Below are 12,431 nucleotides of genomic sequence, written 5' to 3' on the forward strand. Positions count from 1 at the left end.
GTTGCGCCAGTTACGCGCCTTGAAGTTCCTGAGAAATCAGCCGATCGTTGAAGTCCGTCCACAGCGGCTTCGCCCACGCCCCGAACGGCCGGTCGGTGAGAACCACGGCCGCGAGCTGCAGGTCCGGGTCGAACCACAGGTACGTCCCCGCCTGCCCGAAATGCCCGACGGTGCGCGGCGAGTTCCGTGAGCCCGTCCAGTGCGGCCGCTTGTCGCCCTTGACCTCGAACCCGAGACCCCAGGTGTTGTCGGCGAACTTGCCGTAGCCGGGCACGAAGCCCGGCAGGCCCGGGAAGTGAACGGACAGCGCACCGTCGACAGTGGCGGGCGCGAGGAGCGTGGAGAGGCCACCTCGGCGGCGAACCGCATCAGGTCGGACACCGTGGATCGCGCGCCGTGGCCGGCCGGGCCGACGAGTGCGGTATTCGTCATTCCGAGGGGAGCGAAAACCGCTTCGTGGAGGTAATCCGGGAATGCGATCGCGGATTCCTTCTCGACGAGATCGGCGAGCAGCTCGTAACCGTACGAGCTGTATATGCGTTGAGTGGCCGGCGGCGCCTGCACAGCCGCGGAGTCGAAGGCCAGTCCGGAAGCGTGCGCCAGCAGGTGCTCGACGGTGCTTCCCTCAGGCCCGGCCTGCTGGTACATCCCGATCGCCTCCTCCTCGATCGCCACGAGAACCCCGTAGGCGACGAGAAGCTTGGTGACCGAGGCCAATTCGTACACGCGCTCCAGGTCGCCGTACGTGTCGACGGTGCGCCGCTCGTCGGCGCGCACCAGCGCCCCGGCCGCGTTGTCGACGGGCCATTCGGCGAGTTCCGCGAGGCTCATCGGGATCCTTTCGATCGTCATCACCACCCTATCGCGGGGGCGGTTCTGAACTTAGGTTCGGTCAATAGCATGAGGTTGAAACACTTGACGTTCGAGTCTTCTTATTCGCGTATGCAAATTCTCCGATATTCAAGTCTTCAACAGTCTTACGCTCCTCGTGGACGCGCGATTAACGTGTCTGCATATCGTCCGAGAGGAACCTCCCACCATGAGTGCGAAGCATCGCAAGGCGTCGAAGCTGGCTGCCAAACGTACCGCCATCGCCGCCACCGCGATCGGCGCCACCGCCAGCATCGGCCTGATGGGCGCCCCGGCGCAGGCAGCGACGGTCACACCGAACTACACCCAGATCATCAGCGACTACTCGCACGCCTACGACAACTTCCTCCTCGGTGCAGGCAATCTCGGCGGTGCGGCCGGGAACGCCTGGAACCCGATCGCCTCGCAGGTACCCCTTGGCCTGCTTCCGACGTTCACCGCGGACACGACACAGGCAGACCTGACATCGATCACGGGAATCCTCACCGCGCTCGGTCAGGTGGGCCAAATCCAGATCCCAGACAACATCCCCGGCCTGCCGAGCGGCAACACAATTCCTGGGATCGGATCAATACCGGGCGTCAGCGATCTGGTCGATCCAGCGCTCGGGGCCGTCAGCGGCATTGCTGCCGTAGTCGGCCCGGTCCTGGAAGGACTCGAGAGCATCCAGAACGACCCCCTTCTTGGAGGACTACTTACCGGCATCCCAGCCCTGAGCGAGATCATCACCGGCCTCGAGGCAACGAGCACGTTGTACAACTCCAGTTACAGCTGGCTCGGCATGGATGGCAGTACGTCCGCTTCGAACCTGTTCCTCACGATTCCGAAGCTCACGGCAGCCAAGATCGTCACCGATATTACGAGCAACCTCGAGATCGGCGGTATCAAGCTCGGAGATCTCCCAGGCGGCGTGCCATCACTCCTCGAAGGTGTCCTTGCCCCACTTGATGACCTCGTCAACACTCCGACGATCACAGCATGGGTGCCGAGTGCCGGCGGCCTCTACGACCTGCCACTGGGCGGAAGCACTGGTTGGTTCGCGACGATGCCCACGTTGGCCATCGGTCCCGTCGCCGCGGGTCCCCTTGGGCTGTCATCGACCGACACGGTAGTCGCGATCCCGATCGGCGGATTCGGTCTGAGCGCGCCTCTCGATCTCTTTCAGACCGGATTCATCAACACCCCGGGCGTGGTACTCCCAACCGCCACGGGCGTAACGACGGTCGGCGGCACGACCATCGGGCAGTTCAACATTCCTATGTTGCCGACGCCGGCCTTGTATGCGAACACCTTGCGCTCGTCGTACTTCGGCACCAACGGCTTCCACGTGAACTCCGGACAGACCGCGCTTACTCTGCCAGGTATTCCGGTCCCGATCGTGTACTCGATGGGCTCGTTCAACGCAGGAACCACCGGCATGGGCTTCACGTTGCCGTCGCTGTTCGGCGTCGGCCTGGTCCCCTCGTTCCAGATCGGCACCGCTCCCGGACAGACGAGCCCAGATGGACTCATCCCAGCGTCCGTCTTGAACTTGGTGGGCCCGCGACTGCTTCCCACGCAGCTCACCTCGGTCACCGAGTTGCTCGGTCTGCCCGACTTCATGGGACAGACCGGCACCGCCCTGACCCCGATCTACACAGGACTGGTCACCCCCTAATTACGCCGATCTCGGACTTCGCCACGCAGCAGTACGGCCCGTTCCTCAACGGCACGGCTTCGGGCATCCTCGACCTGTCCGAGCGGTTCAAGAACATTTCCGGCCAAGCTGCGGAGGCCCTCCCCAGCGCACCTCAGACCGCACTTGCGGCATCGCCCACCGAAGACAACAGCCAGTCGACCGTGACGAAGCAGAAAGATGTGCCCGCGATCACAGCGCTCAGCTCGGAACAGGGCGAACCTGGCGACGCCCCGAAGCCGCCCGTCAGTGACGCCGGCTCCACCGACGACGGCACAGGTGACCAGACGCCCGAGCCCGCCCAGAGCGGTGGCAAACACCGGGAAGGCACCCCCGTTCAGAAGATCGCTGACCGCATCCAGAACACCGGCGACAAGATCACGACCGGGATCGACAAGGTCGGCGACAAGGTGTCCGACGGAATCGACACGATCACCGGCAACGACGATGGCTCGACCGATCAGAACCAGGGCGCGGATACGACCGACGCCACCGATAACACCGTCCCCGCTGACGACAGCGCCGACGCCAGTGGTGATGAGGCCAATGGTGATGACGCCGAGGGTGGCGACGTCGGCAGTGCCGATGCGGGCGAGTCAGGGACCACCGATGGTGGGGCCGAATCCGGATCCACGGAGAACGCGGGCGCCGAGTAGTCCTGCACCGCCGCACTTCGGGCCCGACGGCTGCACGCCGTCGGGCCCGCGGTGCGTTCAGAAGAACTCGATGGAACCGATCGCGTTGCTGGTGCGTCCAACTCATAGAGGGGCGTTCTGCGATCGGAGGAAGCATGGGGAGCCCAGAAGCCGACAAGATCCGCGACGAGGCCCGCGAGCGCATCGCCGGCCGCCCCACCATGGTCCTCGACGGCGACCCCGTCGAGGAACTCGCGAAGGCCCACGACCGCCACGCGGCTCGCTTGGAGGCGATCGTCCGCGAATTGCGCTTCGTCGGACGCGAGAATCATCTCGGAAACACTTCCGAGGGCGAAGCAGCGACCCACAACATCGTCGTCGCGGTACACGACCACGAGCGGTCTGTGGTGAAGTCAACCGAAGAACAGGCGTCGCGAGCGCGATACATTGCTGGGGCGCTCAGGCAGATCGGCGCGGACCTGACAGACACCGAGGTAGATAACCAGCACGCGATCACAGCGGCTGCCCGGTGAAGCTGCGCGTCGCGATCCTCGCCGCACTGATGCTGGCAACATCCGGCTGCACAGCATCGATAGGTGGTGAGGCAATGCCAGGATCTAGTTCACGCCCAGCAGTAAGCCCCCAGCCACTTCCATTCACTCCGACGATCTCGGAGCGCACCAACGATCGGAATGACGGCACATCCTTCGAACCGTGCACGGCGTACTCCGCCGAAGAAATTCGAGCTCTAGGTGCGGACCCAACAACCATCTCGGACGCCGGATTCTCCGACTCCCCCAACTTCCGTGGTTGCGACTGGGAAACGCCAGGACAAGTCGGCCAGCTTGATCAGATCGTCGGCGACGAAGAATCCCTCGCGAACTACAAGGCGAAGCAAGATTTTCGCCCCTGGGAACCGGACTTGCAGATCGGAGGGCGGACCGTCATCTGGACCAAGGAGGACGACGACGGCTGCTTCGCGTCCTTCATGTCACAGAAGGCGATCGTCCACTCGAGTTACCGCACCACCTCGGCCGGCACGCCCTCCGCCGGGCTCGCCGAGGAATGCAGGATCGCCATAGCGTTTGCGACGCTGGCGATCTCGAAGGCGCCGTGACGCTCCAACCTCACCTCGCTCCGCCCCATGAACAATCCGGTTGCCCGCGCGCCGGCGGTTGATACACGATCGGGCATACCTGACCACGAGGATCGGAGCTGCCGCATGGGTGAGGTCATCATCGTCTCGGGGTCGCCAGGTTCGGGGAAGTCCACGGTCGCCCGCGAGCTGGCGCAGCGCTACGAACGCGCGGTTCACCTGCACACGGACGACTTCTGGCACAACATCGTCCGCGGCGCGATCCCGCCGTACCGGCCGGAATCCGAGCCGCAGAACCACACCGTCGTCGGCGTCATCGCGACGGCGGCGTTCGGCTACGCCGAGGGCGGGTACACGACGATCGTCGACGGCATCGTCGGGCCGTGGATGCTGCACCATTACCTGCGGGCGCAGGCCCACCACCCCGACATCGCGATGCATTACACGATCCTGCGTCCCGACCGCGCCACCGCGCTCTCGCGGGCACAGCAGCGAACGGGCCCCGACGCGCTCACGGACGCCGGTCCGGTCCTGGCGGCTGTGGATCAGTTCGCGGACCTCGGCGGGTACGCCGCACACGCGTTGGACACCACGGCCCTGACGGTCGCGCAGACCGTCGACGCCGTGCATGCCGCCGTCAACGCGGGCCGGCACGCGCTGTCTACGTGACGGGCAGCCCGGTCGGGAACCCGTCGATGCTCTCGACGTTCTTGGCGCGCTGATACTCGGCCAGGCCCTCGTCGCCCTTGTTGGCCGCCCACGAGTCCATCAGCGTCCGCTGCCCACCGAACTCGTACAGCGGCACGCCGAAGCCGCACGAGGTCTGCACCAGGTCGACGGTGACGTCGAACAGATTGCGCGAGCCGCGCACCGTCGGGAACCGGGACAGCATTTCCGGCCATTCCGGATCCCCTGCGTGCACGGCGCGAGCGGTGCCGTAGAGCCGCAGGATCAGCGGCTTGTGCTCGAACGAGCAGAACATCAGCGTGATCCGCGGGCTCCGCAGCAGGTGCGCGGCGGTCTCGTTGCCGCTGCCCGTGCCGTTGAGCCACAGCACCCGGTTCGGGCCGAGGACGCGCAGCGAGTCGAGCCCCTTCGGCGAGACGTTCACCCGCCCGGCGGGGGCGGCCGTCGCGACGAAGTACATGTGCTGCTCCGCGATGAAAGCCTGCAGCTTCTCGGTGATGTGGTCGTACTGCGTCGCCATGCGATCAGTATCGCGGGCGCGCGAGACCGGCGGCCAGCCGTTTCCGCTCACTCGACGAACGAGTGAGTGATCTCGACACCGCCCTGAAATCGAGGACACCGGAAGCAACTCGCGCGCGGTCGTCGCGGAGTACATTGCCCGTATATCTGATGTCGCCTGAAAACGAGTGTGATATGGGAACTTCACCCGTAACGCTAGCGAGCGACGCGATCAGCCGTATCGGTGAGTACCGTCCGCTCGACAAGATCGGCACTCCCGTGATCAAGGCCGTCCATCGCGCCACGAAGACCGATCAGGTCAAGAATGCACTGTCCGGGAACTGGCTCGGGCACCAGTTGCACCCACTGCTCACCGACCTTCCGATCGGGGCCTGGGTCATGGCGTCCGCCGTCGACCTCACCGTGGGCGCACAGGGTGCCGCAGCGGCGCGACGGCTCGTGGGGCTCGGGATCCTCAGCGCGGTGCCCACCGCGGCCGCCGGCGCCTCGGACTGGTCGGACTCGTACGGCGGCGACCAACGCGTCGGTCTCGTCCACGGCATGGTCAATCTCGCCGCCACCGCGATGCACACCTGGTCGTGGGTCGAGCGGGAAGGGGCCGGCGGCGCACAGGTGTCGCCGTGAGCACCGCCGCCCTGGGGCTCACCGCGACCGCGGGTTACCTGGGCGGTCACCTCTCCTTCGGCCGGGGCGTCGGGGTCAACAACACCTCGTTCGAGCCACCCGTCACGGACTGGGTGCGGGTCGCGTCGGTGTCAGAGCTCAAGGAGCGCACACCGAAGCGGGTCGTGGCCGGGACCGTCCCCGTCGTCCTGGTCAAGGTCGACGGGCGAATCACCGCACTGTCGTCGACGTGCACGCATGCCAGCGGCCCGTTGGACGAGGGTGACATCATCGACGAGCACAGCCACGGCGCCTGCGTCCGGTGCCCGTGGCACGGCAGCGTCTTCCGCCTCGCCGACGGTGCCGTGGTTCGCGGCCCCGCCTCGGTGCGGCAGCCCGCGTGGGCCGTCAAGGTGGAGGACGATCACGTCAGCGTCACGATGATCGACCCCGTGCCCGATCACTGAGCCACGCCGCATCGCGGTATCGCGCGAGGGACATGTCGACCTTCGCTCCTCGCATCGGCGTCCCCTCACCCTCGAGGAGGACCGGCGCGCGGCCGCCGTGGCACGTCGCCGGCGTACCGTCGGCGCGCACCACCCGCCACCACGGCACTCCACCGTCCAGGGAGCCCATGATGCGCCCCACATGACGGGCGCTCGTGTTCACGGCGTGAGCGATATCGCCGTACGACGACACCCGACCGGCAGGGATCGCGCAGATCCGCTCACGGACTTCCTCGATCAGGGCCGACCTCATCCGACCTCCGGGGGATACGTCAGGCGTTCGCCCTCGAGCCGTGCGTGGCGGGTCAATGTGGCCGGTCTCGTCGAGGTAGCCGACATGATGTCCAGGACGTCGATTCCCGCGACGAGGAGCGCGTCGGTGACCAACCGACGGTGGCACCGCCACGGAACGGCCTCACTGCACATGATCGCGGGGCGCCTCTCCCGGGCGATCTCGATCAGCGCCGCCAGACCCCGCGCGAATTCGGGGGTGTCCATGTGGTCGGCGTAGGCCTGGAACGCCTTGACCGCCCATCCCGTGTTCGGGCTGTCCAGCGCTGCGGGTGTCGAGCGGCGCCCACCCAGCTCGGGAATCCAGTGGTAGGAGATGTCCGACGGCAGGGCCTCGATGATCCGATCCTGATCCCACTGCGGGTATTTCCGCGAACCGGGCAGCGATCTGATGTCGACCAGGTCGGTGATCGAATTCGCCCGAAGCATCTCGACCACGTCATCGAAGTCACGATTCGAGTGACCGATGGTGTGAATCGCATTCGGCTTGGTCAGCGGTGATGAGGTCACGCGTCGGAGATCCTGTGGAGCGCGCTCCCTTTGTGCATCGCGATATGACCGGTCTTATCGCTCTCGATCTCGTATTGCGGATCATCCACGCTGCAATGGCGCGTGTAACCGTGGAAATCGACGTTCCGGGTGTGCACCTTGCGGATCACCCCCTCCACTTCACCGGCCTCGGAGTTCCACCGGACGTGCTCGCCCACAACGAATCTCGGTGCCATGATCGTCAGAGATGCCTTCCACCCCGGCAGGTCTCCGCCTGCGAGTACCGGCTCACGCAGCCACTCATATCGGTCCTCCTGTCCGTGCGGCGCCAGCAGTGCTTCCTTCGGGCCGGCTGGTCTCCGCGTAATGATCCTCCCTGGGGTGTCGCTTCGTCCATCAACCTGCAGGATCAGGTGGCAACCGGCTTCGCTGCGCGGGTGGAGACTCCCCAGGAAGATCTCCACCGAGACCTCCACCCCCAGCACGAGGACAACCGCCCGGAGTCCCCTAGCGTCGCAGTTGATGTCTCAGAAGCAGCGATAGGCAGGTAGGACTTGATGGTGAACATGGAATCCGCCTCGGCGGTTTCGGCGTACGGGGAGGGAAATCGGTGATCGACGTACTGGTCGTGGGCGCGGGCCCCACCGGACTCACGCTCGCCATCGAGTTGGCCCGCCGCGGAGTCGACGTCCGCATCGTCGACCGAGCCGGCGAGCCCTTCGCCGGTTCGCGCGGCAAGGGAATCACCGCACGCACACAGGAGGTGTTCGACGACCTCGGTGTCATCGACGAGGTGCTCCACTACGGATTCCGGCACCTGCCGCATCGGCGCTACCTCGACGGTGCCCTCGTCGCCGAAACCGATCCGCACGTGCACCGCTCCCCCACACCGGATCGCCCCTATGACGGTGGGCTGCTGATCCCGCAGTGGCGTACCGAACGGATCCTGCGCACGCGGCTCGCCGAGACCGGGGTGCACGTCGAGCGTGCCGCGGGCGTCGTCGAGTTCCGGCAGAACCGGGACCGGGTACACGCCGTGCTGGACACCGGCGAGCAGGTGAGTGCGCGCTACCTCGTCGGCTGCGACGGCGGCCGCAGCACCGTGCGCAAGACACTCGGCGTGCCCTTCGAGGGCGAGAGCGGGGAGCAGGCCATGCTGCTCGGCGACGTCGAACTCGACGGGCTCGAACCGGACGCCTGGTACCAGTGGACGGCCGGCGGCCGCGGCTTCGTGGCCCTGTGCCCGTTCCGCCACGAGCGGTCCTGGCAGCTTCAGGCCGTACCCTTCAGCGACGTCGCCGCGCAGGGCGACCTCTCGTTGCCGCGTTTCCAACGAATCGTGGACGACATCGCCGACACGCACGGAATCCGGCTGTCGAAGGCGAGCTGGACGTCCACCTACCGAGTGAACGTGCGGATGGCCGACCGATGGAGGGTGGGCCGGGTGTTGCTGGCCGGCGATGCGGCGCACGTACATCCGCCCGCCGGTGGCCTGGGAATGAACACCGGGATCCAGGACGCGTACAACCTCGGCTGGAAGCTCGCCCTGGTGTGCTCCGGCGCACGCCAGTCGCTACTGGACACGTTCGAGCAGGAGCGGCTTCCGGTCGCGGCGTGGACCCTCGGTGTGAGCACCGAGGGGCTGCGCAGGATCTCGCAGCGGTTCGTCACCGGTGGCAGCACCGACCTCGCGGAAGGAGCACACCGGGACGGCCAGCAGCTCGAGCTCGGGTACCGGTCCAGCGACCTGTCCGCCAACGGCGCCGCCCCGACCGGTCCGCAGGCCGGTGATCGGGCACCCGACGCGCCCTGCGCGGACAGCTCCGGCACACCACGGCGGCTGTTCGACGTCTTCCGCGGCCCGCACTTCACGCTTCTCGGATTCGGCGACTCGTGCGTCGATCTGTTCCGGGCCTCCTCCGTCGCGCACGGTGGGCTCATCAGGCGGGTGTCGGTGGGCGCGCCGGAAAGCGGCGCCGATCTGGTGGACGTCGACGGGCACGCCCGCACCGCATACGGCGTCACCGGTGACACCCTCGTCCTGGTGCGACCGGACGGTTACCTCGCACTCCGCACGCCCGCCACGAGCACGACCGCCGTCCGGGACTACCTGGTGCGGGTCGGCGTCATCGACAGCGCGTGACGGGAGAGCGCCGGCGGCGCACCGTGGCCGCCTACGACCGCCTCGCCGCCGGCTGGGGCCCGATGCCGGACGACGGTACGCCCGCCGACGCCCCGGCGCGCCTCGTCCGCGACTGCGCCGCCGAGGCGTACGGGAGTGACGGTGGCGGACGCCGATACGACCTCGGGCCGCAGCTGCTGGGTCAGGAGCGCGCTGCCGCATTCTCCGTGCGCGGGATGAAAGCCGCGATGACGATGCAGACCACCGAGGCGGCGAACGCGAGCGTGAGTGTCACGACGAACCCGGTCTCGCTCGGACCGGTCACGCCGCCCACGGTCGTGACCGACTGGGCGAGGATCGCGCCGGCGACGGCCGCAGCGATCGTCGTTCCGAGCGAGCGCATCAGCGCGTTGAGTCCGTTCGCCGCCCCGGTCTCCTCTACTGGCACCGCCTGCATGATGAGTGCTGGCATCGCCGCGTAGCCGAGGCCGACTCCGACACCGAGCACAACGCTGACACCGAGGATCTGCCAGACCTCGGCGTGCAAGAGCACCGCGAGTCCGTAGGCAAGGGCGAGGATCACAGCACCGATGATCAGCAGTGTCTTCCCGCCCCAGCGCCGCTGGGCCCTACCCGCAATGGGCGAGACCGCCATCATCGCCAGGCCTGATGGCGCGATGACGAGTGCCGCGACCGTGAGGGTCAGGCCGAGGCCGATTCCGGTCTCCCGCGGGAGCGTGAGCAACTGCGGAAGCACGACGTTCGATGCGAAGAGCGCGAAGCCCATTGCGACCGAGGCGAGATTGGTGAGAAGCACCGGGCCGCGTGAACTGACCCGCAGATCGACGAGTGGGCTCTGGACACGCAGCTCGAACATGCCCCAGATCACCAGCACGACGACGCCACCGATCAGCGGGATCAGGTTCGTGCGTCTCCCCATCCCCACTCGCCACCGCGTGACACGGCGATGAGCACGCCCACGAGTCCGAGTGTGAGTCCGATGATTCCGACGACATCGATGCGCCGGGCGAACGCTGTGTGCCCGACGGCACGAACACAGCGCAACCGATGAAGGCGACGACCGCGATGCCGGCCGCGACCCAGAACAGCGCATGCCAGTCGAAATGTTCGGCCACGAGAGCACTGAGCGGCAGGCCGAGTGCTCCGCCGACTCCGAGGGTTGCGCTGACCAGGGCGATTCCCCCACCGAGCCGCTGCGGCGGCATGACATCGCGAAGAATCGAGATCCCCAATGGGATGACACCGGCAACTGCTCCCTGAAGAGCCCTCGCGATGATCAGCGTCGCGACATCGTTCGAGAGCGCCGCGAGAATCGCGCCGCCGGCCTGCAGCAGCAAGAGCGCCATGACCACACGCCGCTTGCCGAACATGTCACCGAGCCGCCCGGCGACAGGAGTGCACACAGCAGCGGCCACCAGGGTGGCCGTGATCGCCCACGCCGTGTTATCGCTGGTGGTGTTGAGCAGCCTCGGCAGCTCGCCCTGAATCGGGATGAGGATCGTCTGCATGAACGACGCCCCGAGCCCCGCGAAGGCGAGCACGGCGAGGATCACCCCCGAGCCTCGTTCGTGTTGCGCACGTGCGCGTCGGGGCGTACGCGTGCCGCGGTCATCGACGGAGACCGGGGGCATTCCCTGGTCCTGGGTGGAGGTCATCGGTAAGTCTTCCATTCGTGTATCGGACATGCTTGAGACTCAGTCTCAAGCAAGAGCAGACGGTATCATCTTGTAGACTTCGATTCATGCCCATTAGTGTCCGCAGCCGCAGTCGCGACATCCTCCGGGGCGAGTTGGCGGACGCCGCTGCCACCTTCTGTGTCGAGCACGGCTTCGACGACGTGACGGCGGAGCAGCTGGCACACGGCATCGGCATCTCCCGCGCCACCTTCTTCCGCTACTTCACCTCGAAAGAGGATGCGGTGGTGCTCGCCGCACGCGGTGCGGCCGCGCGCGCCGGCTCGTTCGCCGAGAGCGTCGCCGAGGCCACCGAGGCGGCCACACCCGGCACACGCGCGTGGGAGGTCCTGCACGCGGCGACGGCACCGATGGTCACCACAGCCGAGACGCGCGGAGATCCGTTGCGAGCGCGGATACGCATGATCACCGAGGTGCCCGCGCTCAAGGCGTACCTGGCCTCCCAGCGGGCCAGCGACCAATCAGCGGTCGCCGACGTGCTACGTGCTCGTCTGCGCGATGACCGCAGCGCCGACATCCTCGCCGCTGCCGGTGTCACGGCCGTCGATCTCGCTTGGCAGGAGTGGGCTCGCACGCCGACAGCGAATTTGCGGCCCCTGCTCGACGCCTACTTCGAGGCGTTCGGCGATGTCACGGCGCCGACGCTGACATGAGGCCGGCGCTGACACGAGGCCGGCGCTGACACGAGGCCGGCGCTGACATGAGGCCGGCGCTGACGGTGGTCTCATTCGAGCGCGCAGGTCGCTCCTTCATCCGGCAGCGTGAGGTCGACGACATAGTCGTTGACGACGTCGTTGACACATCTGCTCGCACCACTCATCACGACGGTGTGCTGCTCGCCCTCCACGGTGAGCAGCGCACCGCCCAGAGAGCCGGCGAGCGAGACGCCGCCCTCGTACGGAGTCGTGGGATCGCCTGTGATTGAGACGGTGAGAGTTCCTGGCAGACCGGTGATCCCTCTGGAGAGCGCTACCCCTCCCGGTCTCCGCTCTCACACGAGAGATCGACGCGCTCAGCCTCGCCGTCGGGGCCTTGCCCTTCACACAGCAGGAGAAACAAAAAACCGCCTCCGAAGAGGCGGCTTCCTTGCTCCCCCAACTGGACTCGAACCAGTAACCCTTCGATTAACAGTCGAATGCTCTGCCAATTGAGCTATGGGGGATTGAACTTTGACCGAGAAGAGAGTCTAGCGCATACGCACTCGGGGAGACCAATCGGCAGGT

15 protein-coding genes, 1 tRNA gene and 2 pseudogenes are annotated in these 12,431 nt (G+C 66.7%); 9 read left to right on the forward strand and 9 right to left on the reverse strand.

Annotation, left to right across the window (positions count from 1 at the left end; all coding sequences use genetic code 11):
- Window positions 1-10: 10 nt before the first annotated feature.
- A pseudogene (locus MTP03_RS14620) lies at window positions 11-831 on the reverse strand (serine hydrolase domain-containing protein).
- A 208-nt stretch (window positions 832-1,039) separates the two neighbouring features.
- Here MTP03_RS14620 and MTP03_RS14625 point away from each other — a divergent pair.
- From MTP03_RS14625 to MTP03_RS14645, 5 genes are all read left to right on the forward strand, one after another.
- The gene (locus tag MTP03_RS14625) at window positions 1,040-2,527 is read left to right on the forward strand and encodes a hypothetical protein (RefSeq protein ID WP_248488881.1); all 1,488 of its coding nucleotides are present in this window, start codon (window positions 1,040-1,042) and stop codon (window positions 2,525-2,527) included.
- Between the two features lie 182 nt (window positions 2,528-2,709).
- Complete coding sequence (locus MTP03_RS14630; protein WP_248488882.1) at window positions 2,710-3,201, forward strand: hypothetical protein; 492 nt, start codon at window positions 2,710-2,712, stop codon at window positions 3,199-3,201.
- 134 nt (window positions 3,202-3,335) lie between these two features.
- Window positions 3,336-3,713 (forward strand): hypothetical protein, encoded by a 378-nt coding sequence (locus MTP03_RS14635; protein WP_248488883.1) that lies wholly within the window; start codon window positions 3,336-3,338, stop codon window positions 3,711-3,713.
- Window positions 3,710-4,297, forward strand: a complete 588-nt coding sequence (locus MTP03_RS14640; protein ID WP_248488884.1) for a DUF3558 domain-containing protein — start codon at window positions 3,710-3,712, stop codon at window positions 4,295-4,297. Before MTP03_RS14635 ends, MTP03_RS14640 begins: the two co-directional genes overlap by 4 nt.
- 105 nt (window positions 4,298-4,402) lie before the next feature.
- Window positions 4,403-4,945, forward strand: coding sequence for an AAA family ATPase (locus MTP03_RS14645; protein WP_248488885.1), 543 nt, complete (start codon window positions 4,403-4,405; stop codon window positions 4,943-4,945).
- Here MTP03_RS14645 and MTP03_RS14650 read toward each other — a convergent pair.
- Window positions 4,938-5,483 (reverse strand): pyridoxamine 5'-phosphate oxidase family protein, encoded by a 546-nt coding sequence (locus MTP03_RS14650; RefSeq protein ID WP_248488886.1) that lies wholly within the window; start codon window positions 5,481-5,483, stop codon window positions 4,938-4,940. The genes MTP03_RS14645 and MTP03_RS14650 overlap by 8 nt on opposite strands.
- Window positions 5,484-5,656: 173 nt before the next feature.
- On the opposite strand from MTP03_RS14650, the gene MTP03_RS14655 reads away from it, so the two are divergent.
- Both MTP03_RS14655 and MTP03_RS14660 read left to right on the forward strand, forming a co-directional pair.
- Complete coding sequence (locus tag MTP03_RS14655; RefSeq protein WP_248488887.1) at window positions 5,657-6,106, forward strand: DUF2231 domain-containing protein; 450 nt, start codon at window positions 5,657-5,659, stop codon at window positions 6,104-6,106.
- A complete protein-coding gene (locus MTP03_RS14660) occupies window positions 6,103-6,552 on the forward strand; it encodes a Rieske (2Fe-2S) protein (protein WP_248488888.1) in 450 nt (149 codons plus the stop codon). The genes MTP03_RS14655 and MTP03_RS14660 overlap by 4 nt, the downstream gene beginning before the upstream one ends.
- On the opposite strand, the gene MTP03_RS14665 is transcribed toward MTP03_RS14660, so the two are convergent.
- From MTP03_RS14665 to MTP03_RS14675, 3 genes are all read right to left on the reverse strand, one after another.
- On the reverse strand, window positions 6,521-6,844 hold the full coding sequence (locus MTP03_RS14665) for an MGMT family protein (protein WP_248488889.1): 324 nt from the start codon (window positions 6,842-6,844) through the stop codon (window positions 6,521-6,523). The two genes, MTP03_RS14660 and MTP03_RS14665, sit on opposite strands and share 32 nt — an antisense overlap.
- Window positions 6,841-7,311, reverse strand: a complete 471-nt coding sequence (locus MTP03_RS14670) for a DUF488 family protein (RefSeq protein ID WP_248488890.1) — start codon at window positions 7,309-7,311, stop codon at window positions 6,841-6,843. Before MTP03_RS14670 ends, MTP03_RS14665 begins: the two co-directional genes overlap by 4 nt.
- 77 nt (window positions 7,312-7,388) lie before the next feature.
- Window positions 7,389-7,607 (reverse strand): DUF2945 domain-containing protein, encoded by a 219-nt coding sequence (locus tag MTP03_RS14675; protein WP_248492204.1) that lies wholly within the window; start codon window positions 7,605-7,607, stop codon window positions 7,389-7,391.
- Window positions 7,608-7,981: 374 nt separating this feature from the next.
- On the opposite strand from MTP03_RS14675, the gene MTP03_RS14680 reads away from it, so the two are divergent.
- Window positions 7,982-9,514, forward strand: a complete 1,533-nt coding sequence (locus MTP03_RS14680; RefSeq protein ID WP_248488891.1) for an FAD-dependent oxidoreductase — start codon at window positions 7,982-7,984, stop codon at window positions 9,512-9,514.
- Between the two features lie 181 nt (window positions 9,515-9,695).
- On the opposite strand, the gene MTP03_RS14685 is transcribed toward MTP03_RS14680, so the two are convergent.
- On the reverse strand, window positions 9,696-10,388 hold the full coding sequence (locus tag MTP03_RS14685) for an MFS transporter (RefSeq protein WP_248488892.1): 693 nt from the start codon (window positions 10,386-10,388) through the stop codon (window positions 9,696-9,698).
- A gap of 208 nt (window positions 10,389-10,596) precedes the next feature.
- A pseudogene (locus MTP03_RS14690) lies at window positions 10,597-11,199 on the reverse strand (MFS transporter); the annotation flags it as partial.
- A 104-nt stretch (window positions 11,200-11,303) separates the two neighbouring features.
- Between MTP03_RS14690 and MTP03_RS14695 the strand changes: the two are divergent.
- Window positions 11,304-11,861: a TetR family transcriptional regulator gene (locus MTP03_RS14695; protein ID WP_248488893.1), complete on the forward strand. Its 558-nt coding sequence runs from the start codon at window positions 11,304-11,306 to the stop codon at window positions 11,859-11,861.
- 71 nt (window positions 11,862-11,932) lie between these two features.
- Here MTP03_RS14695 and MTP03_RS14700 read toward each other — a convergent pair whose 3' ends face one another.
- Both MTP03_RS14700 and MTP03_RS14705 read right to left on the reverse strand, forming a co-directional pair.
- The gene (locus MTP03_RS14700; RefSeq protein WP_371820977.1) at window positions 11,933-12,163 is read right to left on the reverse strand and encodes an alpha/beta hydrolase; all 231 of its coding nucleotides are present in this window, start codon (window positions 12,161-12,163) and stop codon (window positions 11,933-11,935) included.
- Between the two features lie 134 nt (window positions 12,164-12,297).
- Window positions 12,298-12,370 (reverse strand) — tRNA-Asn (locus MTP03_RS14705).
- Between the last annotated feature and the right edge of the window lie 61 nt (window positions 12,371-12,431).

Origin of the sequence: Tsukamurella sp. PLM1 (assembly GCF_023168325.1) — a bacterium.
Lineage (GTDB): Bacteria > Actinomycetota > Actinomycetes > Mycobacteriales > Mycobacteriaceae > Tsukamurella.